Annotated in this window: 21 protein-coding genes; 13 read left to right on the top strand and 8 right to left on the bottom strand. The window is 49.2% G+C overall.

Annotation, left to right across the window (positions count from 1 at the left end):
• Positions 1-20: 20 nt before the first annotated feature.
• From birA to JWZ98_RS13380, 4 genes are all read left to right on the top strand, one after another.
• Positions 21-1,010: a bifunctional biotin--[acetyl-CoA-carboxylase] ligase/biotin operon repressor BirA gene (birA, locus tag JWZ98_RS13395; RefSeq protein ID WP_205450418.1), complete on the top strand. Its 990-nt coding sequence runs from the start codon at positions 21-23 to the stop codon at positions 1,008-1,010.
• The gene (locus tag JWZ98_RS13390; RefSeq protein WP_205450417.1) at positions 1,007-1,747 is read left to right on the top strand and encodes a type III pantothenate kinase; all 741 of its coding nucleotides are present in this window, start codon (positions 1,007-1,009) and stop codon (positions 1,745-1,747) included. Before birA ends, JWZ98_RS13390 begins: the two co-directional genes overlap by 4 nt.
• Positions 1,748-1,779: 32 nt before the next feature.
• Positions 1,780-2,499, top strand: coding sequence for a hypothetical protein (locus JWZ98_RS13385; RefSeq protein ID WP_205450416.1), 720 nt, complete (start codon positions 1,780-1,782; stop codon positions 2,497-2,499).
• 390 nt (positions 2,500-2,889) lie between these two features.
• Entirely contained in the window at positions 2,890-3,402 is a 513-nt protein-coding gene (locus tag JWZ98_RS13380; protein ID WP_033156550.1) for a hypothetical protein, read from the top strand.
• 180 nt (positions 3,403-3,582) lie between these two features.
• On the opposite strand, the gene JWZ98_RS13375 is transcribed toward JWZ98_RS13380, so the two are convergent.
• The 5 genes from JWZ98_RS13375 to JWZ98_RS13355 form a co-directional block, all read right to left on the bottom strand.
• The gene (locus JWZ98_RS13375) at positions 3,583-4,218 is read right to left on the bottom strand and encodes a hypothetical protein (RefSeq protein ID WP_205450415.1); all 636 of its coding nucleotides are present in this window, start codon (positions 4,216-4,218) and stop codon (positions 3,583-3,585) included.
• 238 nt (positions 4,219-4,456) lie between these two features.
• The gene (locus JWZ98_RS13370; RefSeq protein ID WP_205450414.1) at positions 4,457-6,607 is read right to left on the bottom strand and encodes a hypothetical protein; all 2,151 of its coding nucleotides are present in this window, start codon (positions 6,605-6,607) and stop codon (positions 4,457-4,459) included.
• Between the two features lie 682 nt (positions 6,608-7,289).
• The gene (locus JWZ98_RS13365) at positions 7,290-8,825 is read right to left on the bottom strand and encodes a sulfotransferase (RefSeq protein ID WP_240347991.1); all 1,536 of its coding nucleotides are present in this window, start codon (positions 8,823-8,825) and stop codon (positions 7,290-7,292) included.
• A 220-nt stretch (positions 8,826-9,045) separates the two neighbouring features.
• The gene (locus JWZ98_RS13360; protein WP_205450413.1) at positions 9,046-9,861 is read right to left on the bottom strand and encodes a VPLPA-CTERM sorting domain-containing protein; all 816 of its coding nucleotides are present in this window, start codon (positions 9,859-9,861) and stop codon (positions 9,046-9,048) included.
• 62 nt (positions 9,862-9,923) lie between these two features.
• Positions 9,924-10,781, bottom strand: coding sequence for a hypothetical protein (locus tag JWZ98_RS13355; RefSeq protein ID WP_205450412.1), 858 nt, complete (start codon positions 10,779-10,781; stop codon positions 9,924-9,926).
• A 926-nt stretch (positions 10,782-11,707) separates the two neighbouring features.
• Between JWZ98_RS13355 and JWZ98_RS13350 the strand changes: the two genes are divergently transcribed.
• From JWZ98_RS13350 to JWZ98_RS13320, 7 genes are all read left to right on the top strand, one after another.
• Complete coding sequence (locus JWZ98_RS13350; protein WP_033156545.1) at positions 11,708-12,199, top strand: TlpA disulfide reductase family protein; 492 nt, start codon at positions 11,708-11,710, stop codon at positions 12,197-12,199.
• 1 nt (position 12,200) lies between these two features.
• On the top strand, positions 12,201-12,440 hold the full coding sequence (locus JWZ98_RS13345) for a DUF4266 domain-containing protein (protein WP_051669948.1): 240 nt from the start codon (positions 12,201-12,203) through the stop codon (positions 12,438-12,440).
• Positions 12,427-15,762 carry a DUF3570 domain-containing protein gene (locus tag JWZ98_RS13340; RefSeq protein WP_205450411.1) on the top strand — a complete coding sequence of 1,112 codons (3,336 nt, stop codon included), beginning with the start codon at positions 12,427-12,429 and terminating at the stop codon, positions 15,760-15,762. Before JWZ98_RS13345 ends, JWZ98_RS13340 begins: the two co-directional genes overlap by 14 nt.
• A gap of 420 nt (positions 15,763-16,182) precedes the next feature.
• A complete protein-coding gene (locus JWZ98_RS13335) occupies positions 16,183-16,980 on the top strand; it encodes a hypothetical protein (protein WP_101051963.1) in 798 nt (265 codons plus the stop codon).
• Positions 16,981-17,603: 623 nt separating this feature from the next.
• The gene (locus tag JWZ98_RS13330; protein WP_129871381.1) at positions 17,604-18,521 is read left to right on the top strand and encodes a hypothetical protein; all 918 of its coding nucleotides are present in this window, start codon (positions 17,604-17,606) and stop codon (positions 18,519-18,521) included.
• Positions 18,522-18,791: 270 nt separating this feature from the next.
• Complete coding sequence (locus tag JWZ98_RS23425; RefSeq protein WP_269468524.1) at positions 18,792-20,909, top strand: cytochrome c peroxidase; 2,118 nt, start codon at positions 18,792-18,794, stop codon at positions 20,907-20,909.
• A 96-nt stretch (positions 20,910-21,005) separates the two neighbouring features.
• The gene (locus tag JWZ98_RS13320) at positions 21,006-21,728 is read left to right on the top strand and encodes a hypothetical protein (RefSeq protein WP_033156541.1); all 723 of its coding nucleotides are present in this window, start codon (positions 21,006-21,008) and stop codon (positions 21,726-21,728) included.
• Positions 21,729-21,732: 4 nt separating this feature from the next.
• Here the strand turns inward: JWZ98_RS13320 and JWZ98_RS13315 are convergent, their stop codons facing one another.
• Positions 21,733-21,906, bottom strand: coding sequence for a hypothetical protein (locus JWZ98_RS13315; RefSeq protein ID WP_225893087.1), 174 nt, complete (start codon positions 21,904-21,906; stop codon positions 21,733-21,735).
• Positions 21,907-22,110: 204 nt separating this feature from the next.
• Here JWZ98_RS13315 and JWZ98_RS13310 point away from each other — a divergent pair, with 204 nt between their 5' ends.
• Together JWZ98_RS13310 and JWZ98_RS13305 are read left to right on the top strand one after the other, a co-directional pair.
• The gene (locus tag JWZ98_RS13310) at positions 22,111-22,428 is read left to right on the top strand and encodes a hypothetical protein (RefSeq protein ID WP_033156540.1); all 318 of its coding nucleotides are present in this window, start codon (positions 22,111-22,113) and stop codon (positions 22,426-22,428) included.
• Between the two features lie 742 nt (positions 22,429-23,170).
• Positions 23,171-24,280, top strand: a complete 1,110-nt coding sequence (locus JWZ98_RS13305; RefSeq protein ID WP_101051967.1) for a hypothetical protein — start codon at positions 23,171-23,173, stop codon at positions 24,278-24,280.
• A 118-nt stretch (positions 24,281-24,398) separates the two neighbouring features.
• Here the strand turns inward: JWZ98_RS13305 and JWZ98_RS13300 are convergent, their stop codons facing one another.
• Both JWZ98_RS13300 and JWZ98_RS13295 read right to left on the bottom strand, forming a co-directional pair.
• Positions 24,399-25,370 carry a D-glycerate dehydrogenase gene (locus JWZ98_RS13300; RefSeq protein WP_205450410.1) on the bottom strand — a complete coding sequence of 324 codons (972 nt, stop codon included), beginning with the start codon at positions 25,368-25,370 and terminating at the stop codon, positions 24,399-24,401.
• 57 nt (positions 25,371-25,427) lie between these two features.
• Positions 25,428-26,276: a hypothetical protein gene (locus JWZ98_RS13295; RefSeq protein WP_205450409.1), complete on the bottom strand. Its 849-nt coding sequence runs from the start codon at positions 26,274-26,276 to the stop codon at positions 25,428-25,430.
• Positions 26,277-26,336: the final 60 nt, after the last annotated feature.

Raw genomic sequence — 26,336 nt, 5'->3', positions numbered from 1 at the left:
CGCGTTCGACAGGTTGGCGATTGATCTCTCCTAAACTTAAACAACTTTTACATGTCCTGGCGGACGGCCAATTTCACTCGGGGACCGAATTGGCGGGTTTGCTGAGCGTGAGTCGTTCGGCGGTATGGAAACACTTAAGTGTGTTGTCCGAATTCGGTATCGAGTTACTAGCGGTGTCGGGCAAAGGTTACCGTTTGCAAAGCCCTTTACAGTTGTTGGACGAGCAACAGATCGATCAGCATTTGGAGGGGCATGCTCGATCCTTGCTGGGTGAACTGGAAATTCACGACGAGATTCACTCTACCAATACTTATTTATTGGATAGGGCGCGGCAGGGCGTTGGTATCGGCTCTGTCTGCCTGGCCGAACGGCAAACCGCGGGGAAAGGGCGGCGCGGCAGATATTGGGTTTCGCCGTTTGGTCACAATATTTATTTATCAATTTTGTGGCGTTTCCAGGGTGGGCCGGCTGCGATCAGCGGATTGAGTCTGGCGGTTGGGGTGGCGGTAATCCGGGCGTTGCGAGGTTTCGGGATTGTTGATGTGGGTTTGAAATGGCCGAACGATATTTATTGGCGACAACGTAAATTGGCGGGGATTTTGATTGAGGTGTCCGGGGAAAGTAGCGGGCCTTGCCATGCGGTGATAGGGTTGGGTTTAAATGTGTATTTGCCGGTACATGAAGGTCAGGCCATCGAACAGGATTGGGTCGATTTGCACGGTATTTTGACGGAGTCGGTTCATGGTCAGCGCAATCGGCTGGTGGGCGAGTTATTGAATCAGTTGCTACCGGTGCTGGCGGATTACGAGACCCGTGCACTGGGGCATTATCTCGACGAATGGCGTAGCTACGATTGCATGCAAGGCAAACAGGTCGATATTTTTATGCACGAGCAGAGCTTTAGCGGCGTGGTGGCGGGCATCGACGATCAAGGCCTGTTGTTGCTGGAACTCGCCGATGGCGAAACCCGTGTGTTTGCGTCCGGCGAAGTCAGTTTTCGGCGCTTATGATTTTACTGGTCGATATTGGCAACTCACGTCTGAAATGGACCCAGGCAGAGGCCGGTGTGCTGAAACCGACGATGTTTATGGATTATCGCCAAGCGGATTTTCCGGAACGTTTGCGTGAGTTTTGGCTGGGTATCCCCGCACCCAAGCAAATGGCTATGGCGTCGGTATCGGAAAATGCTCTGACCGTTTTATTGGGCGACATGGCGCGGGGACTATGGCCCGGTGTAGAGCTGATCATGCCGCAGTCTTCGCAAACAGCTTTTAACGTCAAAAATGCATACGCTGAGCCGGAGAAGTTGGGTGTGGACCGCTGGTTGGCATTGCAAGCGGCACATCGTTATTATCCTGGGGATACCTGTGTTGTCGATTGTGGCACCGCCATCACAATAGATTTCATCGAGAGCGATGGCAGGCATCTGGGCGGCTTAATCAGTCCGGGGTTGTTGCTGATGAAAAAATCCTTGGCAAACAATACCGCTGCGCTGCCCTTTAGCGAAGACCAGGCAGAAACAAGTTTGGCGGTTGTCACGGCAGCGGCTATCAATAACGGTACCTTGTTAGCCGCGGCTGGTCTGGTAGAGGCGGCCTTGGTGCGTCAGCCCAAAGCCTATCAGTTAGTGTTGAGTGGCGGCGATGGGGAGATGTTAGCGCCGCATCTGGCCGTTCCAAGCATTGTAGACGGCGATTTGGTCTTTAAAGGCTTGCTCAATTATTGCCAAAACGACAAAGCCTTATGAAGGTGCTGTTTTTTTTGTTATGTCTGCTGAATGTGTTGTTTTTTTTCTGGAAGCTACATTTTGGTGCGCTGACGCCATCAGTCGAGCCGGTCACTAATATTCCGGCCTTGCTAACGGTCAGCGAGAGACAATTGGCACGGCGTGGAGCACAAATTTCTGCTTATCTGGACAATGCTGCCACTGAATTGCAAGTCAAGCAAGTAACGGATATTCTGCAGCGCTTAAACCCGCCCCAAGTTGCTTTAATCTTCAAAGCAAGCCCTCATACGCCTAAATCAACTGGTTCAGACAGGCAGAAAACCGCTATCCATCATTGCTATGAGGCCGGGCCGTTCAGCGATCAGGAGGCGTTGCGGCGATGGGCCAGCGCTGAGCATTTAACTGTGTTTAAAGCCGCAAACAAATCAACTATGGTTTCTTCGGACTTTCAGGTTTATTACCCGGCTGGAAAAGATGCCGAACAAACCCGTATCAATAAGATGATGTTAAAAGCCAAAGGATTAAACGATGTCTGGCCAATCTCGGATGGTGATATCAAAGGGGCAATATCGCTCGGCGTGTTCAATGATCGGCAGCGCGCCATGCTATTTAAAAACCAGTTGGCCGAGCAAGGCGTCAAAGCGGAAATTAGGCAGCGCAATAAACTCCGGGATGAATTGTTTATTCGCTTCGTCGGGGGGCAGAGCGCTATTTTCAAGAATGTTGGCTATACACGAGTGGCCGATATAGACTGTGGCAATGCGTTGAAATAAGTACCCGACGCTGGTCGCGTTTGTTCGATGCTATGGCGGTCGTTGAGCCGGATGAGGCTAATTTAGTTTCATCCGGCTTTTTTATGTTCGAAAAATTACTTTGACGCAGTTCAAAACGTGTAATGCACCGATTTGGTGACTTTTTTAGGCAAAAGGCAAAAATCACTCGTAACGTGTCGGTAATATTTACACTTTGCAATTTTTGCTCTTATAACTTATTGAAAAAAAACAGAATTAATTGTGGCATTATATTTGCTTTATTCTGTATGGGTGGGTGTTGGTATATATCCACCCCCCTTCTTAGTTGGGATTGAGGAACAATTTTGACTAAGGAGTAAGGTGGTCAAAAGGATGACCAATTGTTAACGTTAATTTAAATGGGGAATATCCATGAAAACGCTTTTATCTTTAAAACTTTGGCTTGCTGTTTGCCTATTTGCGGTTTCGACTGTAAGTTCGGCAGGCATCATTTGGGAATCTACTGACGGCGATAGCAATTTTATCTCCTTCGGTTCTAGTTCATTCCCATTTACTTCAAGTGACACCTTCGGTATCTTTTCTGCTACCGCTGATCTGGCTATTGATGCACCTGTTTACACTTTTAACGGTGTAGGCACATTTGCTTCTGCTAGCCCTTTCAAATTGGGTCTGTTGACAGCGAGCGGTTGGGTTAGCGAAGCTGGTAACTATGAATTGGGTGCCCCTAATACGTTCTTGTTGACCTTTGTAAAACCAGGCGTAGTCACCAGCAACTTGAGCTTTCTGTTTGGATTCGATCTGAAAGCTGCTGCGAATCAAAACCCTGTCACTAGTGTACCTCTCCCCGCATCGGTATGGTTTATGACAAGTGCTTTGATGGGCTTCCTGTATACCGGTCGTCGTAAAGCGGCCGTTCAAGCTTAAAATTTTTGAGCTTTTTAAACCGGATGGAGTCGTTCTCCATCCGGTTTTTTTATGTCTGTTGAAAATCTCCGAGTACCTTTAAATTCCCGCATGGCGGGAGCTTTTAAATCGCTTAGTGGATCATTGTGGCCGTTGGGCTACCGCTTTCCCGGGAGCGACGATTGATAAACAAGTGAGCAATTAATGGTCTTTCTTCACTGCTTTTCTACTTAAGAACACGCCAACAGCGCTACCGAATAACCAAATGGGTGCGGGCAGCGGAACTGGCTGAACAGAGCCTGACACGGGTTTGAACGACACTAATTTCAACAAATCGCCATTCAGAAAATCGTTGTTCGCCGCCAAGGTAAAGTAGCCGGAGCTGGTCGGCGCGGAGGAGCCGGCTTTGGCGTAAAGGTTAAACTCACCCGCGCCGCCGTCCCATCTAGCGCTTTTTCCCCAACCGCCACCTTGCGTCCACTGGCCTATCAATTGTTGGCTAAAGTCCAGTGTTTCGCCTGCGCTATCCCAGGTGGCAAAATCGAAATCCGTCATCTGAAATGTGCCGTTTCCCAAGCCTCCCGTGGCGTTGGACACGGTTAATGTGAAAGCCTTGATTGCGTCATTGTTGCTGAAATCGAGAAAAGCCGAGCCTGGATTGGGAATGAGTTGCTCATCCAGGCTGATAAGGCCTTGCGCAGTGGCGGCGTTTCCGAATGCTAAGCCGCTGTAATCGAGACTAAATGTAACTATTGCGGCGTCGGCGTTGCCGGCCGCACATAATGGGATAAGTACGGTCAGGCCGGTTTTTAAAAGTTTGTTGAGTTGCTTATTCATCGTTGTTCTGGTTCATATTGAAAAGGAGACTACGCTGGCCTGGCGGGTAGGGCGTTGCCGGGCGAGTGGGTTTTGCTAATCAAGCCTTTAAATTCCCTGGCGTTGCTACGCCCGTAAAAACGGGAATCCGTTTCCTCTCCTGCGCGTGGGCTAGCGCAGGAGAGGCTTTGTTTAAAGCTTAGGCGAACAGCTTGCCGAAATGCCGGGACTGGAACATGTCCGTCCCGGCCCGCAGATGCTAACCGCCGCTGACTATCATGCTTCGTGCCTGATTCTTTAGGTTTATCGCGTTTTGCATGAGCGTTGTGCGGTTTGGATAAAGCTTGTTCGTTGCCTGTGTTTCGTAATAGAGCGCTTGCTGCAGTTTGTCTAACGCATCCGGATAGGGATTAATGACAGCTTCCTTGAGCACGTCGATAGCGTCCTGAGTATCGGCAATTGCCAGTTTTAAGGTTTTGACGCTTTGGTCACCGTTCAACGTAATCGCTTTTTGATCCAAAAGATTGGAGCTGCGGATGTTCTCCAGCACGTTGATGGAGCGCAGGAACAAGGCAACGGCAATCACTTGCGACGAATCCAGTTTGCCTTGGCGGTTGGCTTTGCTTGAGGTAAATGCGCCCGGTGAACTGTTAAATGCATCCGAGCTGTAAAACGCTACGGTCTCTTCCAGCGTGGTCACGCTGTTGTTGTGAAAGAACGGCGCGGTATCGGCGGCTTCGATCAGCGATGGCGTGTTAAAACGATTCAATCCCTGATGTCCCGCTGGGCGCGTCGTGGTGCCAGCCGGCGCCACGCTGCCGTCGCTGTAACAGGTTTCGTTAAAGTTTGGGCCGCAATCGGTTTGTAGGGTTTGTCCGAAACCGCCATCGTAGGCCAGATTTGGATCGGCTAGATGATGCAACTGGTCGCGCATGCGCTCGACGCCGGTGTCGCGGGTAGGATTGGCGTTGGTGGTGGAACTGATGCCACCGGCGTTGGAATGGCAGCCGTTGCAGTTGCCGGTAGTGCCGAATAGCACCGTACCATCCGCAAGTTTGGGATTGTTTTTGGTGTTGAACAACAGCAAGCCGTTTTGCACCAGCGGCGACTTGAAATACATATTGGCAAGATTGATTTCTTCACTGCGGCCCAGAGACAGCATATAAGCTTCCAACGCATCCAGCTCGGCTTCGGTAGGCAATCTAAAGTCGATGTTTTCAGCGCGAATCAGGGTTTTGGGCAAATGCTGTTTAATGGCCCCCTTGGCGAAATCTCGCAGCGACCCGCCGTCGGGTGCGCCGTCTCCAGACCAACCGATAGCATGCGTATGCGTACCGGATTGCTGCGCTTCGGGGTCGTGAGCGTTGAAATAATCCGTATCCTGAGTGAATTCGCCGTTACCGTAACCTGGGTTGATGGTTTTTTCGAAGGTCAGGGTGTTGGCAATACCTAGCAGATGCGAGGAGCTACGCATGACTGGCGGTCTATCGAAGCCATCGACATTGGCCACGAACAAACCAAATTGTCTGAGCAGCGCAGGTTTTTCCAGATCGGCCAATACCGGATTGGTTTCGGCTACAAACAGCGGATCGGTTTTCGGCAGCTTGGCAATGTAGCTGGGATCGATGGTGTGGTTGTTGTCCGGCCTGTGGCAAGTGGCGCAAGTACGGCCGTTACCGTTAAAGGTTTGTTCGGTAAACAGCTGTTGCCCGGTGGCGATCAGTTGCGTCAGTTGTTCGGGCGAGGTGGCCGCCGACGAAGTTACTGCGGCTTGCGCGGTTTTGGGCAATAAAAATTCGAACGCCGCTTGTGCGGGACGAGCGTTCTGTTCTGCCCTTACGGCGCCTATGGTTGCCGCCGGCCAATAGCGCTCGGTGTAATATAACCGTTGCAGCAAGCTTGGCGAGCCGAATAACAGGCCGCCGGTTTGCGGTGTCTCTCCGGCTTTGGCAATCGCGACGGCATCCATCGTAAAGCCGGTGAAGCGGTCGCGGTCCAATTGGGTTGTCAGTAAATGTTTATCTTCATGGGCTGACAGTGGGCCAATTTTGACCGCTTTGTCGTTTAGGTTATTGCCGGAGTTGTGATTATCCAGCAGCCAAACATCGTATTGTTCTTGATTGGATAAGCCGCTGACCGCCACGCTTAATTGGCCATTCAGCAGATTCAATGCCGCTTCACCATTGGCAGCGGTAAATTGCCGAGATTGTGCTCGCGAAAAGCCCAGGCCGACACGCAAAACCTCCAGGTTTCCTTGTTGTTCGTGTGCGGTTTTCCAGCGTTCGTAGACTTTACTTAAGGCATCGACATTGCCGTGGCCGGTGAAGGGGGCTTCCGGTTTGGGGGTAAGAGCATAGCCCAAGGCGATGGCGGCGACAAAAGCCAAGGGAATTTTTAATTGTTTTTTCATGCTTATAATCCTGGGTTGAGCTAAATAAGGCTGATGCGGCGCACAACGACGGGATTTGATAGAAAGCACGGTTCCGGATGTTTCTGATCATGGTAACCAATTAAATTGTGTTCCAGCGCGGCATCCCCCAGGCCAAAGCAATAGCCATGCCCGAATGTGTTTTATCGTAATCTTGTTGAAAAAACTTATATAAATCAATGATAAGAATTTATTTGATGCTGATTTTTTTCAGCTGAGAACAAGCTTCTTCGGGTCGCTAGATGATTTTTTCGATATGTCAAATTTCTAGCTTTTGGATAAGTGTGTCATATGCCCTATCTATGCGTTATATGACACAGTCATTTAGATTGCCGGCGCTAAAAGTGCTGTAAGTTTTCGCTAAACGGAATGTTTTAGAGGCTTTTGCTGGGAAATATTTTTTTGTTTTGCAAATTCCGGCATTGTTTCTCTGGTTTTTGGCTGTGGGTCCCTACTGTGGGCGAATTTTGGCTATTTAGTTTGTCAGAAATTGGGTTATTTACCTTAAATTGCAGACTATCGAGGCCTCGCGGTCGGGCTGAGTGGCTTGCGATGTAACTGTGTTCAGTTGATGTGGATCGGCTGTTCTCGGTTAATGGCTGGCAAAACCAATCGCTTTGAGTAGGCCGGGCTCCTGGATATGAATCCCGTCCCCAGTCCTCAATTAAAACTGATTTTCGTAGCCAAACTCGTTTATAAAGGGTTGCAGTTCAGGCAGGATGGAAGTGTATTCCGTCCGATAACGCTGCCATCGGCCAACTGATGATGAATATAAAGGTTGCGCGACCTGGCTAAAACTAGGGCTGGCGATGTACTTGCCGGCTGCTTTTTTATGGAATTCAGTAACCCCAGGATCCCACTCCAAACCAATAAAATCAAATACCTTTCGGAATGCCGGTTCGAAATCAAATACCGCGTCTTCGTAGCGGAACTCGATAAAACCCATCGTTAGTTTGGGCTTGATAGTCAGCCACCAGTCCATGACTTGCGCATAAAACCGCACAGTGCTTTCCCAGCTTAGCAATTGCACCGTTGATGGCGTCGGCAACATGGTTTGCATGAAGCAACTCAAGCAAACGTCACGCGGATCGCGCAGCAAAAATACCAGTTTGGCGTCCGGAAAAATGCAGTTGATCAAGCCCAGATCGATGGTGTTCATCGTGGTTTTATCCAGCAATAATTGGGTGCCGATCTTATCGCCATACAAGGCGCGGGCCCGCTGCCAGTAAAACGCACGTAAGTGCAGCACGGCTGCTAAATCGAGCTTGCGTAGTTGCTCGGCAACGCTACCTTGTCCATTCGATATTCGCTTAAGTTCCTTCGCCGTCGAGATAATCAAGTCGGTTTCGTCAGCGACAAAAATTTCCGGATGGGCGGCCAGCACTTCCTGGGTCAGCGTAGTGCCGGTGCGCATAAAACCCAACAGAAAAACCGGTGCGGGTTGGTCGGTGGGGAATTCGGTATTGGCCCAGCGACCGAGTAGTTCGCTATCAAATTCCGTCTTATGCGTTGCCAGCATTTTTGGCACTAAACCGGCGTCTTGGCGTTTTACTTCCGCCAGACGCGGTGCCTGTTCGGCAGCCGCATGCAAATGCGGGAAAACCCGTTCATATTCTCCAAGCTTGTCCAGGATGCGGGCCAACTCTTTATGGGCCCGGAACCTTTCTTCGGTGGTCAATAAGGCATTTTGCAATACCTTTTCCAAACGTTGTTTGGCTTCTTGGTGTAGGCCATCAGCAGCTTCCAGAGTGGCGAGTAAAATCGCCAGTACTGCGCTGTTCGGCGCCAATTTCAATGCTTGTCTACCGGCTGCGAGGGCGAGTTTTTTCTGATTTAAACGAGAATAGGTCAATGCCAGCAATTGATAGCCGCGCAATTGCCCCGGATTGATTTGCACGGCTTGTTTGCATAGCGCCAGTGCACCGGGAAAATCGTTCCAATACTGCAATTGGTCGACCATATCCAGAGCCAGGCCAATGTCGCGGCTTTTACGGGATTTTTTTAAAAGCAGCTGCCCGGACTGATGAAGGTGCGCCAAGCCTTCCTCGCGCTGCCCCAGCCAGCATAGCGATTGTCCCAGGCAGGCCTTGATTTGCGGATCTTTAGGGCTTTCCGCCGCTGCCTTGGTAAACCATGCCACCGCTTCGCTGAAATTTTTTTGTTGGACGGCGGCCTGGCCGAGTTGCATGAATGGGGTCATGGTGTTTATCGCTATAAAATCGAATGACAGTTGTCTGCTGGGGGCTGTTTTATTGTTAAGCGAAGTTGCAAAACTCGCTTAAATCAATTACGTGAGGTGCTTTAGGGGATTGCGGTTTGCTGTAATTTGTCTTGGCCTCCTGCCGCTGGGGTTTCAATAGGTTATTGACGCTGATTATATCTTAGCCGCGCCAGCTAATATCAGGTGGTTGTGAGCATACTTAGCCTGATGTCGGCTGCCGGTTTTTTCTGGCAATCGAAATCAAGCCTAACAGTCCGCTACCGAGTATCCAACTCGCGGCGGGAAGGGGTACTGCTGTTGGTGCATCTACGGCAATATCGTCAATTTGCACTTTGAATTCCGCGCCGATTTCGATTATATCCTCAACGCTTTGCGCGCCATGGAAATGTATCCAGACCGCCGAGACATTCGCAAAGTCTTGATTCAGTGCCAGCGTTCCGGAAAAGCCATTTTCAACTGTCTGATAGGCTACTCGGTTGCTATAGTGGGTGCCGTCGCCATTGGTCAAATCCGGGTTCAAGGCGCTGCTAAACCCTATGATTTCGTAAAAATGAATTGCCGGATCAAAATTTTCCGGTATTGGCGTTCCGCCGGCATAAGGATTTCCTTCGGCGGCGTAAGGTGCTTTGAATTGTATGCTGTGTAGACTAAACGCGGTCGAGTCTAGGGCTCTTATATAGATACCCGGTGCATCAGCATGATAAGACACCTCGGAATCCGTCACGGAATTCAGTGCATGTAGATGCCCCCCGGTATTGATTGCTTCCGACAATGTGCCGACGACAAGACCATTCTGGTAAATGCATGCCGTGGTATTGCAAGTGCCATCGGCGCCGGGGGCGGTGTTGGCGTGGCCGTAATAGGCGCCAACCGGTAGTACCGGGTTCGGCGAAGCTCTATTGGGTTTTACGCCGAAGTCGACGAAGGTTGGGGCGGTAATCGCCGCGCCGGCATGACTACTTGCTGCAAGCATTGCTAACCAAATTACCGCTAAAGCCGGTTTTGCTTTATTCATAAATATCTCCAGGTTGGGGGAAGAGGGAGTTGTAAAAGATTTCACAAATGCCGATAGCCAAATTAAGCCTCACCTCGGTCACGGAGTTTTCCGGCAGCAGTCCATATGCCTGCGAGGCCGGTGATAAGTAGCCAAGCTGCGCTTGGAATCGGCACTGCCGTGGAAATATTGACGTTGTCTAATTGCATGCCGAAGCTGATTCCGATGTCCGGAACGCGGGGAAAGTCGTGGTAATGGATCCAGAAGGCATTGATATTTCGAAAGTCTTCGTTGAGCAGCAAATTGCCTTGGAAGCCATTAGCGACAGTTTGATACGCCACGCGCGTCGAGTAATTGGTGCCGTCGCTGGTCGCGCCGGCAAGGCCTGGATTCGCAGCGCTATTAAAACCCAGAATTTCCCAATATTCGTTGTCGCCTAGCAAGGCTGTGTCGTCGGGGCTAGAAGAAATTGGCTCGGGTACCAAGTACTGCCCGCCATTGCCGTTATCGTAGGCGGTATAAGTTGGATTATCGCCGTAAATAGGGTTGCCGGCATTAATCGGGGCAAAGAAGTCCATGCTATCTAGGCTAAAGGCGGAACTGTCTTTAGCCCTGATATATATGCCGGTGGAATCGGCATGATATTGAGCGCGTTTGTTCCCGCTAACTGTCGCGCTATGAATATGTTCGCCGCCTCCCTCGTAAACCACTCCCACCAGAAAACCGTCCTCCTGGTAGCATGTGCCGTAAATAGCCGAGGGGCCTGGGCAGCCGCCTGTTGCAGGGTTTGCCGGAAGATCGGGTTTGCCGGCAGTTGCAGTACCTAAGGCGCTGAATCCAATCACGGTTGGTAAGGTGGGCGGCGCAATTGCTGCCAAGGACTGCGAACTCGCCAGAATAAGGCTGCTGGTAGTCAGGCAGCGAAATATCGATTTCTTCATAGTGATTTTTTCCTTGAAAAGTTTTAGAGGCATGTAAATCAAAGAACATGCCTGTCCTTGATGTGTTTTAAGGCTAGAGCTCAGTGGAATCAAACAGTGGGTCATAGGTCGCAACGTAGGATAGGCAATACGTCAAAAGCTGCCGCAATATCCGTACCATGTTCGTTAGACATTTCGTCGGCCACAATCTTATAAAGGGCTGAATCAGGGGTCGGCTGAGGGCGTGAGGTGATTCAGTCAGCAAAGGTTTGAAAGGATAATAATTAAACTATGTTATATAGCTACGTATCGACGTAATTGCGGGTGATTACTGGTATTTTAGGCTTTTCGTCTAACGTATAAACCAGTATGCCAAGCAAGTTTAAACTAGAACCCAAATAATCCATTCGCCAGAAATACACCGAATTCTGACGATTTCTAATGGATGCCATTAGAGTAACTTGTTGATATTAGTGCGATTCAGCCTCTAATGGACAATCTGGGTTGAATGCAGAGCTCAATGTCTGCAAATGAACGTTATTCGAATTGCTGATTGCGCCTATTCGAACGTATTAAAACCGTACAGCATCTAGGAGGCGGTTCCGATAGGAACACCGCAACGCTTTGATTTTGCTGGTTTACTGGGCAGATTGTTACGGTTTTTAACGAACTTCGATATGCGTATTTGTAACATGTTCACGTGCCGCAACCGGACCGGTTGCCTGGTTTTTAGAGTTTTATAATGCGCAATATTATTTGTGGCATATTACTTGCTGTAAATTGGGTGTAGCAGCAAGCATGAGCTTGGCTTATCTTGAAAGATGTCGATTGTGTATTGCTTGCAAAAGTAGTCCGTAGTCTTTTCCTGGGCCGGGAGGCGTAGGTTGTGACTGCAGATTCAAAAAACTAAACTGCAATAACAGCAACATTATAGACATACCCAGACCATGAAATTAAAAGTTGTAGCAGCGTTTTGCCTCATAGCCCATTGCAGTATGGTGTTATCCGCAGAGATAGGAAGTTCGGTGCCGAGTTGCCCCGCAACTAGCGCATATAGGACTAATCGGCTAGATATTTCCGCTTACAAGGGCAAAGTGTTATTGATAGATTTTTGGGCGACCTGGTGCGGCCCGTGCCGAAAAGCGATGCCATTTTTGAACGGATTACGTAATGAACAACTCAAGGACGGCTTTGAAGTGATAGGAATTAATGTCGATGAAGACATCGAGGCTGCGCAAGAATACTTGAAGTCCGCCGCAGTCGACTATCCGATGTCGTTTAATCCAGAAGGCGACTGTCCGCGCATTTTCGGAGTAACAGCCATGCCGTCATCATTTATCGTCGATAAACAAGGCAGAATTCGGATGATTCATTTGGGATTTCGCGACGAAGACAAAGAAGGGTTGCGCAAGCAGATTACCCAGTTATTGAGCGAATAAGATGTTGTTGGATAACAATCGGATTGTTTCGCTTATATGCAAAGGGCTGGCTCTGATTGTATTGACTCAATGTTTTGGCTGTAGCGCCGTGTCTCCTTGGGAAAGAGGTAATCTTGCCAAAGACGAAATGGCGATCACGCCGTATCCAAACAGGGAAGCTTTTCGAGATCATATTTTTACCAGCAAGGAAGCCTCGCAGGGTGGACACGGCGGTTCGGGAGGCGGCTGTGGCTGCAACTAAGCTCGAAAAAAACAAGGTTTTAGCTGCGCTGACATCTGCAGCGTTAGGATTGCCCGGGCTGGATAGTCATGCGGCAACGCCGACGACTCAGGCCGAGGCCAACGCGCAGTACGGCTATTATCAGGAAAGCGATAACCGAATGCGCGTAGAGGTATATCACGGCGATTTTGTGATTCCAATGTCGGATCGCGTGGAGTTTACCTTCAGCGTGGATCGGGATACATACAGTGGGGCGACACCGTCGTTCAGTATGCCCGAGGTGATGGCGAACCAAACGAAAATAGATCAAAACCAGAATCGTGCCGATGTGATTTCGGCTGCCTCGGGCGGAGTAGATCCGACCAAGTTGGCCGGATATCAAGGTGTAATGTCATTTAAAGAACCATTCGAAGCCTATACTGCCATAGGATCCCAAAGCCAACAGCTCGAATTGAATTTAATCCAGCAGGGTACCGCTGCTATAACGGCGAATACCGATCAACTGCTTACCCAGTATCAAGCTGCTAATCCAGCACCCGGTTTTCCGGCGGGTTGGGGGCAGACTATTTCCAGCGCAGTTACTATCGATTTTCAGGGAGTAAACGCGGCTGTTTACGGTAAGGCTGATACCAATACTGGCGGGTTCTGCCCGGGTGGAGCGGGGTGTTATCAACAAAATGGCATTGTAGTCGGCACAATTTCCGATCCTCTAAATCCCGACGGGCATCTCCATCGACAAGGCACAATTGCAGATCGTGAAATCCAATACCATGCCGACTCATCGGGCATTTATATCCGCGAATTGGATGGTAAGGCTTTTCGCGCTGCAAATATGTTTTTTAACAGTCTGCAAGCAAATGGCTCAGGCGTTAATGATGTCTGGGAAATCCTCGGTTTTAATTCGGCAGTGAATCAAAACTTGAGCACGGGTGATGGCGCAAATTACGCGAATCGAGTGGCTTATCAACAAGTTGCCACCAACCATACCGGCATTTTGGCTCTTGATTCATCGTTCTCGAATATTAATGCGCTGTGGATTCATTACAAGGGTTATATACAAGATGTGACAAATTCAGGCGCTGATTTTGAGCTGAGGGTTGACGACATCAATCTTGCGCCAGCGCAATTTGCCAACGCAACACCGGAACAAATTGCATGGCTGCAGGCCTATAGTGCATATCAGAGCAGTCTTGAAACGGCGTCTGCATCTCAGCGACAAGCTATTATTGATAATGCGGCTGCACAAAAGGCGGCATTCGAAAAGAGCGCCTTAATCAGTATATACCGCAATTTTCTGAACCAAGTTGTCCCGCCCAACACTCGGGTCAAGCAAACGTTCCAGACTCAGCCGCAAGAAACCCGCACGCAACCCGTATTCGGCGCCAAATATTATTTCGATGACGCTACTTTGGGGGTTTCCGGCGGTCAATCGAACGAGCCCGATTTCAACTCAAACTTCGGTTCGGTTAATTTCTCGCAGGAGTTTAATAACAAACTTACCACTGTTTCGGCTGGTTATAGTTACACCCATAATGATGTTACGCGAAGCGGTGGTGGGCACAGCGATCATCATTCACAAGATCCGGGTCACAATCCGGCGATTTATCCTGAGCTTGATGAGTCTAGTGAGTCCAATGGGTTCAATCTTGGTCTGTCCCAAGTGCTTAATAAGAATGCATTATTGCAACTTTCGGCCAACTACACCCGGCAAAGCGGATACCTTAGCAACCCTTATAAATATGTGTACGTACGTGGCGAAGTTACTGCCGAAGAATATTATGAGATGTTTAATTCGCCGGAAACCGTAAACTGGAGTGGCATTACAAATCTGGAAATTGTCGGTATCGATTTATTCCGAGAAGTTCGTCCAAATCTAAGGAATCAATTTTCTTTCTCTACCCGGCTGAATCAATATATCCCGGCGGTCGACGCCGCTTTGCACATGGATTATCGTTATTTTCGGGATGACTGGGGCATTGATTCCCACACTATGGAAATGAAGTGGCTGCAAAAACTGCCTTTCGGTCTCACTGTTACGCCTAGTCTGCGCTATTACTCGCAATCCCAGGCCGATATTTTCGCGCCGTATTTTTTGGCGCCACGCGCCGACGGGATGTATTCCAGCGATTTCCGCCTTTCCGGCTATGGAGCCCTGAGCGGCGGTGTTACCGTAGCCAAGCAGTTCAATCGTGGTATCAAACTGGAATTGGGCATGGAGTATTACACCCATCAAGGTAATCTGAAATTGGGTGGGGGTGGCGAAAGTGATTACGCCGATTTTAGTTATTGGATGGCGCATGCAGGACTCAATATCGCGCTATCGGCACCGGGACAAATTTTCGGCGGTGGCGCCGGCGATCACCATCATCACCATAATCACGGCGCATCGGCCCCGGCTGGCGTGATGTTCGCGCATATGATGAATAGTGCGGACGACATCATGGTAGGTTACCGATACATGTACGCCAATCAGTCCGGTGGTATGTATCAAGGCTCGCATGCCGCCGGTGACAGCGCTGTGTTGAATTATGCTTGCGGTACAACCAGCTGTATCTCGAGGCCGACCGAAATGGGTATGCACATGCATATGCTTGATTTGATGTACGCACCTACTGATTGGCTGAATCTGATGCTGATGCCGCAGTTGATGGATATGAACATGAGCCTGGAACAATTGCCGGGAGCGGTTGCAGAGACTGCACACGGGTCCGGGCACGAAAGTCACGGTTTAGGTGACACGCTGATGGTGGCGATGGTCAAGGTGTTCGATGCGCCCGGTCATCATGTGCATGCCGGCGTGGGCGTTAGTGCGCCTAGCGGCGATGTGGACGTGACGCTGGATGGTAGAGACGAGCCGGACAGCGAGTTACAAGATTACGGCATGCAACTTGGCAGCGGTACCTGGGACTTCAAGCCCAGTTTAACTTATACCGGTCAAATTGGCGATTGGAGTTGGGGTGCTCAACTTAGCGGTACCAAGCGTTTACAGGACCGAAATCCATCGGGTTACGCCTTGGGTGACATGTTTCAGGCCACGGCTTGGGGTGGCTATAGCGTGTCCACTTGGCTCTCGGCCACGTTGCGCGGTATTTATACCGACCAGGGCAAAATACGCGGTGCGTTTAATCGAATAAGCTCTTCGGGTGCGACGGTTGACAGTCCAGCCAACTACGGCGGTAAATTCTGGGATGTTGGCTTCGGTCTAAATCTGAACGTGCCGGATGGTGCGATGGCAGGTCACAACTTTAGTGTGGAATGGCAGCAGCCTGTCGCCGACAAATTTAACGGTTTCCAGCTGGAGCGCGAAGGTGTGTTGTCGGCTACTTGGAATTATGCGTTTTAGAAAGGCCTGGTATTTAGCCACTCAGCAAATATGTAAGTGCTTTGCCTCGGTTTTTCAGAAAATAAGTGATATGGCTCAATTATTCGATTTTTTCGCCAGAGCGAAAGCCGTGGAGCCCGCAGAACATATGATTTCCTAAGGATGGCATGATAACTGCTTTAGCTTTGTCGGGAAATCTGCTGGCTAAGCCCGCTTTCTAGGCGGAATTCCCTGATGCAAGTGCTGAACAAATCGTCGTACACCTCAAGAATTCGGTAAGCCAGGTTTTAGCCTCCCATGGATTGCCGTTGGTGGAGTGGAAAATAGATTTGACCAGCGCTTTTGAATGTAAATGTCCAATCCCCCGAAATCCGGACATTCAAACTGAATGACAGGCCATCGGTCTGTTGCGTAAGATTTTATCTGATGGAGATTTTATCGATGATGAACAAAGCTTTTACACTCAAGACCTTGGGTGGTTTATTTTTGGTTGGCACGGCGGCTTTAGCGACTAATGCTGAAGCGGCGACTGTCGATTTCCAAGGAATGACAGCGGCTACTTATGGTAACGCCAATGAAACAACTGGCGCTTTTATCGGTGGCTGTCCAGATTCCAATTGCTTCGCTCAAAACGGTATCGTAGTGGGTACTGTGGGCGATCCTACTGATTCCGGCGCTCATTATCATCGTCAAGGTACTTCAGGTGATCGCGAAGCGCAGTACCATCCGGATTCCACCGGCCTATATGTGCGTATGGCCGATCTTTCCAACTTCAGCTTGCAAAATATCTACCTGAACGTAACCAATGGCGAGGCGGGTGGCAATTTCGTGCTGTACGGTTACAGCAATGCTATCAACAACGGCTTGCTGACTGTTGCCGGTGGAACTAGTGGCGGTGCCGGTTCAAGCAGTGACCCGGAAGGCGGTAATACTGCACCTATCGCTAGCTATGTCGTAGCTAATGATGGTACTTTCGATCAGAACGTCACTTTAAGTGACCTGTTGGCTGCCGATTCCGATTGGGGTGATATAGGCGCGTTCTGGCTGACTTTCCAGGGCTTTAATCATAGCCCAACTGTCAACTATGCTTTGGGCAGTTATCCTGATTGGGATATTCGTATTGACGATATCACCCTGGATGCGCCTGTTTCAAGTGTGCCGGTTCCTGGCGCGGTATGGTTGTTCGGTTCCGCTTTGTTGGGCATGATTGCGCAAGGCCGCAGAAAAGCCATGATTTAAGCTGGTTATTTGAAATTCTGCTTGAACTGAAGGGCAAGGCGAGTTCGGCTTGCCCTTCTTTGTTTGTAGCGGAATGGAAGTGGTGGCTATAAAGTAGTCCCTGAAAATGGCTTGCTCGCCGTTGACTGAATAGCTCGAAAATAGGGTAAATGCCAGTAAATCTATGCTGTATATAACATAGATTAATTTATGGAACATTTACGACCAACAATCCGCTTGTTAGTAAAAAGTAAATTAGACCAAAGTCTTATAATTGTCGCGTTGACTGTGAAAAATATGAAGTCTAATTTGCAAAGGACGTTTTTTGGTCCGCTATTAATCTAACCAAAAACGGCATTATTTTGTTCACAAGTGACTGACCATACTTTCGGTGTTGGTCTTGCATTCGCATCGGCGCTCTTTGGCGCCAATTCCCGTATTTAATTAAGTGATTTAACCTGTTTTTTCTTCCTGGGGTCTGATTATTGTTGGTTAAGGCGAGGCTTTATAAGGCTTTTCGCTATGGCATCGTTTTTGCTAATTCTCGGTTGATGCTTAGCGTAAGGGATCAACAATGACCTTTTTGTCATTAGCAGTCTAGTTCAGTAGTAACTTTTTAGGACATATTTTTTAGGATAAATCTGATGATAAGAAACACACTTGCCAAAGCTATTTCTTTAGCTATCGCTGGCGGCGCAATAACCCTCGCTGGCGTATCAAATGCTTCAGCCTCCACCACGATGTATAACACCAATAAGCCCATTACCAACGGTAATCCTACCGATGCGGCGGCCTTATCTACCGACGGCTGGACTCGCAATAACAATAGTACTAATACCGGAACCCCTTTGCCTTGGTTGGGAACAGTTGGTGCGGTAAGGCCGTTTGGCTACGAAGGCTTGTCGATTGCGAACTGGGCGGCGCATGTTACGGCTGCGGGAGATTCTTTGGAGATTTCGCAAGCCGATGCCGCGACGCGCTACGGGACTGCATGGGGTCCAGTGGCGGGTACAACGTACTTGGCTAATATCGATACAGCTAAAGGCGCTTGGTTCGATGGCTCTACCGGCTGGGCGCACAATACCGATATAGGCTTGTTCAAATCCGACGTTACCACCGAAGTATCCATCAGGTTAACGCCACTGTTTAATGTTTCCGAGCCCGATAAGTCGTGGAGCAATTTTGGTGTTACGGTTTTTACCGGCATGGATACGGATACATCCAAGGCTACAACCCCCAACTATAGTCACCATGCGGGTTGGAACGAGACCAGTTTTACTGCGGACAACCCCATGGGCACCACCGGCCTAACCTATTTGACGCATGACGCGACCGTAGACGCTACGAACGCATTGGTGTTTACCGCAGTTGCCGGACAGGTTTATTCAATATATCTGGGTGGTAACTCGGGAGAAGGTAACTTTAACCCGCACGCTGGGTATCGATTGAATCTTAGCACTGCCGCTCCCGTCCCGTTGCCTGGTGCTGTTTGGCTATTTGGTAGTGCTTTAGTCGGTTTGCTGGGCTTTGGTAAGCGCAATTCGAGTAAGTTTTCACGGTAAACGCTACTGTTGCAAGAGTGAATTCGCCGCTCTTGCAACGAGACTTGGCGACTTGGCGAGTTGGCTGTTGGTGGCAATGTTGCGGCATACTTGATCAAGCGACGGATAGGATTAATTTAGAGGCAAAAAATGAGATTAACCGATATTGTTATTATGTGTTGTTTGCTCGTGTCGCAGGCAGCAGTTGCCCATGGGCCTATGCCTATGCCGCTGCAACGTGTGCCGGTTCCGCCCGTGCCGGGACTTACCGATGGTCCAAATCCAATTGTTGTGGACAAGAATAAAGCGATCGCTTTAGGTAAAGCGTTATTTTGGGATGTCAATGTCGGCAGCGATGGCATGGCTTGCGGCTCTTGTCATTTCCATGCCGGCGCGGATAGCCGCGTCAAAAATCAAATCAATCCTGGTCAAAAAAGTACTCAGCCCAGCGGGCAGACCTTCGAAGCGTTGCCAACCGGCTTGGGTGGTCCCAATCACGAACTCAGCGTTGCCGACTTTCCGCTACGTCGATATAGCGATCCGCTAAATTCAGCGAGTCAGGTCACCTTTAATTCCGACGATGTAGTGTCTTCGGCAGGTACTTTTAGCGGAACCTTCATTAGTGCACCACAGTTTAGTGGCAATAACGATCAATGCGGCAGAGGCGCTGATCCGGTGTTTCACGTGAATGGTATTGGGACGCGGCGGGTTGAGCCGCGTAACGCGCCAACCGTGATCAACGCGGTTTTTAATCATCGCAATTTTTGGGACGGCAGAGCCAATAACGTGTTTAACGGCAGTAGTCCATGGGGCGACCGTGACCCAACGGCCGGTGTCTGGGAGAAAGTCAATGCGCGGAATGTTCAAAAATCACGTTTACATTTGGTCAATTCTTCATTGGCCTCTCTTGCGGTTGCTCCGCCTTTGAGTGATTCGGAAATGGGATGCCGGCAGCGAGTTTGGCCCGATATCGGAAGAAAACTATTGTTAAGGCAGCCGCTGCAGAACCAAAAGGTTCACAACGAAGATAGCGTGCTTGGTCCGTATAGTTTAAGCAGCGCTGGAAATTTGCGGCCCGGCCTAAATACCACTTATAAAGCACTAATCAAGCAAGCTTTTAATCAGAAATACTGGTCCTACAGCGGTATCGGTCCTTTCGGGGGGCGTCAGGGACAAGTACCTTACGACCAAATGGAAGCCAATTTTTCGATGTTTTTCGGTATCGCATTACAGTTATACCAAGGCACGTTAATTTCGGACCAGGCCCCAATCGATTTGACCGCACGCGATCCCGATAGCTTGGAGCCTATTTGGACTAACTTAGGGTACGATCAGGAAAAAATTGATACCCTGACACGCGGGTTTGAGGCTTTTACCGGCAACCATTGTCAACTGTGCCATGGGGGGCCGACCTTAAGCATTGCCGCGGTAGCTACCAATGCCAGTTTGGTGACGCCTACGCCGGGCATGAATTACGGACCGCTTAGTCAACCCATTCCTTACGGTCCGAATGCTATCGGTGACGGTGACGGCGGCAGAATCGGCGGTATCACACCAGCCGCGAATGTTGTGACTCGGGACACTACTCGAAATGGCGCTACCAGCTATTACAAATTGATGGACTTAGGTTTTGCCAACACTGGCGTAGCGGACCCGGACTCTGATGTGGGTGTTGATGGCGTGGACGATTTTGGTAATCCTTTGTCATTTACCAAGCAATATGTCCAATACTTGCTCGATAATCCAGCTGGTGTGCTGGATTCGGGAGTCTCGACTTTGCAAGCCTGTGACTTCATTAAAGCTTTGGCGGATAACGCGATACCGTTTTCTCGTTGGTTTGGCGTAGCTGATGGAATTATCGCAGATGGTAGCAAAGAAGGGCTGCTGCGAAACCAAAACTGTACCGTTGCCAGCTCGGCCTACATTCCCACAGCCGCTGCGGCTTTAGCGAACTTGACGACAGAAAAAATGAGTATTGCCACCAAGGCTGCGTTTAAAGTCCCAACTTTACGTAACATTGAATTGACTGGGCCCTATATGCACAACGGCAGTATGTCTACTTTGGAGCAAGTCCTTGAGTTTTATTCCAGAAAGGGTAACTTCAACAATGATAACAAGCATATCGTTGTCAATCAGATCGCTCTGTCCGGCCAGCCCGCATCGATACGAGCCGATTTGATTGAGTTTCTGAAAACGCTCACCGATGAACGAGTTCGCTACGACAAAGCACCGTTCGATCATCCTGAAATTGTCGTGCCGCACGGACATGCCGGGGACAATGTCGCCGTGACTCCAGGTAATCCATTGAACAGCAATCTGGCGATAGAAGAAACCATGACCATACCGGCAGTGGGGGCGAATGGTTTGCAAGACCCGATTCGGCCTTTCGATACTTACTTGGCACCTTAGCTGTATGTAAACAAGGTGTTAAAGATGTGGGCTGGGGCGATCAGATTTTGCGCTAGCCCACATTCAATTTGAACTTTAGATTTTAGGATTCTCAACATGGGATTTGCAAATAACGGAAGCGCTAGATTTTTTTACCCGACGGTAGTCGCAATATTGTCGGTGTTTTACGGGCAGCAGGCTCATGCGGTAAGCGTATTTAGTAATTATGCCACGCTCACTTACAGTCTTTCTTCGAGCGCTGACGGACTCGATATCGACGGATCTTTTGAAATGTTGGGTAGTCCGGACTCTTTCTTGATCGCCGACAATGGTACGGTTACGCCAAGCCACGGTGCCGGTTTGTTTCCTTTAACTCTGGACACACCCTTAAGCTTTTCTGTGAGCGGTCAAGACAATGCCGGTGAGTTTAAGTCGCAGCATTACGGTGTATTCAGTTTGAATTTTTTTAATTCCAGCACGGCTGTAATCAATGTGGATTTAACGCTGAACTATATACTTCATGCCGCAGTTGCCGGTGAGGCTGCCGACAGCGATGTCTATCTTGATTATTACAACTCAGACTACACTTTTAATGGTTTCGATAGCCTTAACGCCACGCTTTCAGTGCCTTTTTCCGAGCAGTTTACGGTCAATGGCAGTTCCGGAGTATTTAGTTTTTCACTCAATCCCGGTGAATCGGAAACGCTTTCGGCTGACGTTAAAATTGCGAGTACTATGCTGGCTGCACCAGTGCCATTACCCGCTGCGGTTTGGTCGTTTTTAGTAGGCTTGCTAGGAATTTTGGGTTTTAAAAAACGTAAACAGCCCACGATTGCTTAAAGCGTTAGGGATAAGCCGATTCATGGTTTGTTGTGCCGGATTGGATCACTCTATCCGGAAGTTCCTCGCCTGAAAAATAAGCCTGCAAATTCGCCAATACTTTTTCCCCCATCGCGGTGCGCGTTGCAATCGTGGCGCTGCCCAGATGGGGCAGATGTGACGCATTGTCCAGCGTCAATTAGCCGGTATCAAGGGCTGCCTGGATGTGCCGGCATTTACCACTTCGATCTGGCGATTTCGTCGCATGACGCCGGTATTCCCGAGATTTGGGGCAATCCCTAGGCCTCGCAACACTTTACCAAGGTATTAGTGAAAAACAGTAAACCGATGCTGTCGATGCCAATACCCTGATGAAATATGTGGAGCGCATGGGTTTTGTCGCTTGGGCACGACCATCAATCAACGCCTGACTTTACGTGGGTTTGTTGGTCGCATTGATGCTCTGCCCGGTCAGAAAAAACATCTGCACGCGCTGAGTGCGACGCAAAAAAAACCGAAGGCGTTGCTGCGCGATGCCAAGCTGGCGATTAGTAAATTGGAAAAACGCATTACTGCGTTGGCTGCGGAAGTGATGATTGGGGGCAAGGCTCACTCGGAGCTATCGCGTATTTTGAATTTGTTACCAGCAACAGGCATTAACCAAACCAGCGCCATTGCTTTGATGGGCGAGCTGTTGTTACTACCGGCCAACCTGTCCTAGCGCGAGTGGGTCAGTTTGCCGGGCTAGATCCCAAGGCCTTTGAACCGGGCAAAAGTATGCACAAGAAAATGCCGCCATCCAAAGTGGGTAACAGGCATATTGGTTAGGCATGCATATGCCGGCTCTGAGCGCCAAACAAGATGATCCCTAGGTCAAGCTTATTTCCAGCACTTGGTCGACAATGGCAGGAAGCCGTTACAAGTCGCCTGCGCTATCATGCGTAAACTACTGCATGCGATTTCACGGCATTTTAAAACACGATCAGCCATTCAATAACACACGGTTTTTACGCCACTCCGATACCGATCATCAGTGAGTAAAAAGCGATGGAATTTTGTTGACTTGGAATTGAGTATTTACACACCTAGTAACCCTTTCTATCTCTAAGGCATTTGCCGCACTTTGGGGCATTACCCGCACCTAAAGTTGATGATGTTGTCTTGCATTTGGATGGCAACGCTCTCTAAGTATGTTTGAAGGAAGCAAGTTTGCACAGCCAAGAACTTATAACGGAATAGGCCTGAATATTGCTTTAACTTAGTGGCAAACTTCTGCTGACCAGTTGTATCTGCGTCTTATTCATTTATCAAGTTTGTAGCAAAGAAAAAAGTTTCGTTGCGAAATCCAACAATACCTAAATTTCACAAGCCTTTAAACTGCCACTGTAAGTGGATGCACATTTAGTCATAACTATGCATCCCCCATCAAGAGCTGAGCTTAATCAATAAATAAGGAAAATTTAATGAAAAAATCAAAACATTTAAATGACAATATAAAATCAATGTTAATAATTGCGAATTTAATATTGTCCGGCAGCCAAGCTCTTGCATCACCGTATACTATTGAAGCCAATCAAACCATAACTGGTTTATCAAGCCCAGGCTTTGATAATATAATAAATCGTGGACTAGTAATTGGTGAAACTGATGATTACTTACCTTTATTACTAGAAAACTATGGAAGTATTTATTTGCCGTCAAAAATAACTTGTCCTGGGCAAAAATTGGTCAACTATGCCAAGGGATATATTGCTATCGGCGGATATTTTGATTGTTACAAACAGGGAGCCCAAGCGCTGATCGAAAACTCCGGTACCATTGCTGTAACTAACGCTGTTGGTGAAAATATCGCCTTAGATCCACGAACAATTGGTGGACAACTTCGCCCAGCAAAGGACTATATGCCTTGGACATATATATTCTGGGGCAAAATTGATAACAAGGTTACCGGCAAATTCATAATAGACCGCAATAATGGAGTAAATCTATGCCAATCGCAGGGTTCTGAGGCGCCTGAGATAGAAAATCGTGGATATTTTGAGATTGCTCAGGGTAGCACATGCAATTTCATATCTACCAAATCTGGCAGTTACAAGCAATTTGAAGGCGAAACTAAGGTAAACGGTACTTTCGGATCACGTTTACTTGACTTCCAGGGAGGAATTCTGACCGGAACAGGTACGATATTGAAGTTTCCTGAACAATTATGGAACGCCAGTTTTAGTATATCGCCCGGCAATTCCACATCACCTTTCGGTGAATTGACGCTAACCCCTGAAATGGGTTATTCAGTATTCGGTGACGGTACACTGAACTTTGTAATTGGTGGCTTGAACAATAACAGCAAGCTGCACGTTAACGGCGAGGCTTATATTGTTGGTAGCGCCAAAATCGCCATCAGCCTGAAAAATGGCTTTATGCCTAATATAGGCAACAGTTTCACCATAATCACCGCTAACGACATTCGCACGGATGATTTTAACCAAGCCAACCTGATTTTGCCTCAACTACCAACAGGTCGACAATGGCATTTTGATAATGACGGCACCAGCCTAAAATTGAGTGTGATTTGATGCTTTCATATACTCGCGAGGGAAACCTACCTCTGAGCACCGCTTTTAGCCGTTCACAACAGCCCCCACGGGCGCTTTCCCGGAGGATACTTTACTTTCGAGAATAAATAATTTGATTCTAAGCTATACGATCCGGTATGTCTTTGCCGGAGAAATAAGCCTTAAGATTTTCCAGCACCTTTTCCCCCATCGCGGTGCGCGTTGCAATCGTGGCGCTGCCCAAGTGGGGGAGCAGTGTGGCGTTTTCCAGCGCCAAAAAGCCCTGATCTATGTTGGGTTCGCCTTCGTAAACATCCAGGCCGGCGCCGGCGATGCGTTTTTCTTGCAAGGCTTTGATCAAGGCCTTGCTATCTACCACATCGCCGCGCGCGGTATTGATCAAATGCGCAGTGGGTTTCATTAAATTCAAGGTTTTTTCATTGATTAAATGCCGAGTCTCGTTGCCGCCCGGACAATGCAGCGACACGTAATCGCATCGCGGTAATAGTGCTTCCAGCGTATCGCAACGCTCCGCCTTTAGTTCGTCAACGACGGCGGGGTCTGCCGGACTGGGCTTGAGATACAAAATTTTCATACCAAAGCCGTGATGGGCTTTGCGCGCCATGGCTTGGGCGATGCGGCCGAAGCCGACTAGTCCGAGCGTGGCGCCGGTCACGTCACTGCTCATCATATGCGTTGGGCACCAGCCGGCCCATGCGCCGGCGCGCACTAGTCTGTCGCCTTCGGCGCCGCGCCGTGCAGACATCAGTAACAAAGTCATCGCAATATCAGCCGTGCTTTGTGTCAACACGCCCGGGGTATTGGTGACGATTAGCCCCAGTTGTTTGGCGGCGGCAATATCGATATGGTTATAACCCACGCCAAAATTACCCAGGATTTTGCAGCGCTTGTTCGCGACATTCAGCACCTCGGCCGGCAGGGAATCGCAAACACTGGGGCACACCGCATCGTAATTTTGTAAAGCTAACCTAAATTCGTCAGCACTCAAGGGGTGGTCGTCGAGATTCAGTGTGACGTCGTAAAGCGCTTGCAATTTGGCTTCAACACTTGCCGGCCACCGGCGGCTAAGCAGGACTTTGGGTTTGTTCATGGGATTTCCTATCGTAAAACTTCAGGTACTTTCAGGTTAGAATCGGTGGTGAGGTGGTTAAGGATCGACGGCCGGGTTGGAGGTCATTATGCCGCCATTACCGTGATCACGGTCGTAGGCTTTTAAGCGTGCTGCCCGCAGGCTATTGATGCTGGCTATGTTTTCATCGTGTTGCTTTAGGGATCTTTGCCGCTGCAGGGCCAAATGTTGGTCTTTTTGCTCTTGCAAGTCCATCGCCATCGCCGGTTTTTGGTATTGCAGTTCGGCTTGGCGTTCGGCGATGTTTTGTTCTTGTGCGCGCGCGTCCGTGTTCAGACGTTTTTCCATTAAATCCAGGCCGTGAGCTTGGTTTTGCAGCTGTTGCTCGGTCAGTATTCTGGCGTCATCCAGCTGCTGTTGCCTGAGCCTTAATTCCATTTCCGCGCGTTTGGCTGCCTGTTCGTCTTGGTATTGAGCGCTAATCTGTTGATTTTCGCGTAACGCTTGCTCCCGCTGGTTTTTTAGCAATTCGGCGGCAGCAATAGCCTTGTCATTTTGGATGCGCTCTAGTTCAGCTTGTTGTTTGGTTTGCTGATGATCGTGATAAAGCCAAGAGCCAATTGGAAATAGCAACAGGGCGGCAATCGCTACTCGTTGCAACCATGGTGATACGGGATGGCGGTTGATAGTGGCGGGTGGCGATAGATCCTGCGGCAAGCGGCTGGCTGCCAATTTACGATCATAGGCGATGCGCCGATTGGCGTCGGACAGGATTACAAATGCTTCTCGGCTTCGGTTCAGTGTATCGATGCCGGCGTCGTCTTCGCGTTTTAGCAAATGGCGTTCAATACCCTTGAATGCGCGATGGATTTGTTGGTCGTCGGCGGACTCGGGTATGTTTAACAATTGATATAGAGTTTTTGCCATATTCGCATCTCCCAACGCTTTGTCGTCTGATGATCGGGAGATAGCGGACTAGCCCCAGAC

Origin of the sequence: Methylomonas sp. EFPC1, from assembly GCF_016925515.1 — a bacterium.
GTDB classification, from domain to species: domain Bacteria; phylum Pseudomonadota; class Gammaproteobacteria; order Methylococcales; family Methylomonadaceae; genus Methylomonas; species Methylomonas defluvii.
The sequence above is the reverse complement of the archived record's forward strand: the minus strand, read 5'-3'. Positions and strand labels throughout refer to the sequence as shown.

Excerpts from the sequence above, each read along its gene's own strand:
- JWZ98_RS13355 (WP_205450412.1), bottom strand. The coding sequence starts at position 10,781 with ATGAAGAAATCGATATTTCGCTGCCTGACTACCAGCAGCCTTATTCTG.
- JWZ98_RS13380 (WP_033156550.1), top strand. The coding sequence starts at position 2,890 with ATGAAAACGCTTTTATCTTTAAAACTTTGGCTTGCTGTTTGCCTATTT.
- JWZ98_RS13390 (WP_205450417.1), top strand. The coding sequence starts at position 1,007 with ATGATTTTACTGGTCGATATTGGCAACTCACGTCTGAAATGGACCCAG.
- JWZ98_RS13345 (WP_051669948.1), top strand. The coding sequence starts at position 12,201 with ATGTTGTTGGATAACAATCGGATTGTTTCGCTTATATGCAAAGGGCTG.
- JWZ98_RS13295 (WP_205450409.1), bottom strand. The coding sequence starts at position 26,276 with ATGGCAAAAACTCTATATCAATTGTTAAACATACCCGAGTCCGCCGAC.
- JWZ98_RS13335 (WP_101051963.1), top strand. The coding sequence starts at position 16,183 with ATGATGAACAAAGCTTTTACACTCAAGACCTTGGGTGGTTTATTTTTG.
- JWZ98_RS13300 (WP_205450410.1), bottom strand. The coding sequence starts at position 25,370 with ATGAACAAACCCAAAGTCCTGCTTAGCCGCCGGTGGCCGGCAAGTGTT.
- JWZ98_RS13370 (WP_205450414.1), bottom strand. The coding sequence starts at position 6,607 with ATGAAAAAACAATTAAAAATTCCCTTGGCTTTTGTCGCCGCCATCGCC.
- JWZ98_RS13365 (WP_240347991.1), bottom strand. The coding sequence starts at position 8,825 with ATGACCCCATTCATGCAACTCGGCCAGGCCGCCGTCCAACAAAAAAAT.
- JWZ98_RS13320 (WP_033156541.1), top strand. The coding sequence starts at position 21,006 with ATGGGATTTGCAAATAACGGAAGCGCTAGATTTTTTTACCCGACGGTA.
- JWZ98_RS13305 (WP_101051967.1), top strand. The coding sequence starts at position 23,171 with ATGAAAAAATCAAAACATTTAAATGACAATATAAAATCAATGTTAATA.
- JWZ98_RS13375 (WP_205450415.1), bottom strand. The coding sequence starts at position 4,218 with ATGAATAAGCAACTCAACAAACTTTTAAAAACCGGCCTGACCGTACTT.
- JWZ98_RS13350 (WP_033156545.1), top strand. The coding sequence starts at position 11,708 with ATGAAATTAAAAGTTGTAGCAGCGTTTTGCCTCATAGCCCATTGCAGT.
- JWZ98_RS13360 (WP_205450413.1), bottom strand. The coding sequence starts at position 9,861 with ATGAATAAAGCAAAACCGGCTTTAGCGGTAATTTGGTTAGCAATGCTT.
- JWZ98_RS13330 (WP_129871381.1), top strand. The coding sequence starts at position 17,604 with ATGATAAGAAACACACTTGCCAAAGCTATTTCTTTAGCTATCGCTGGC.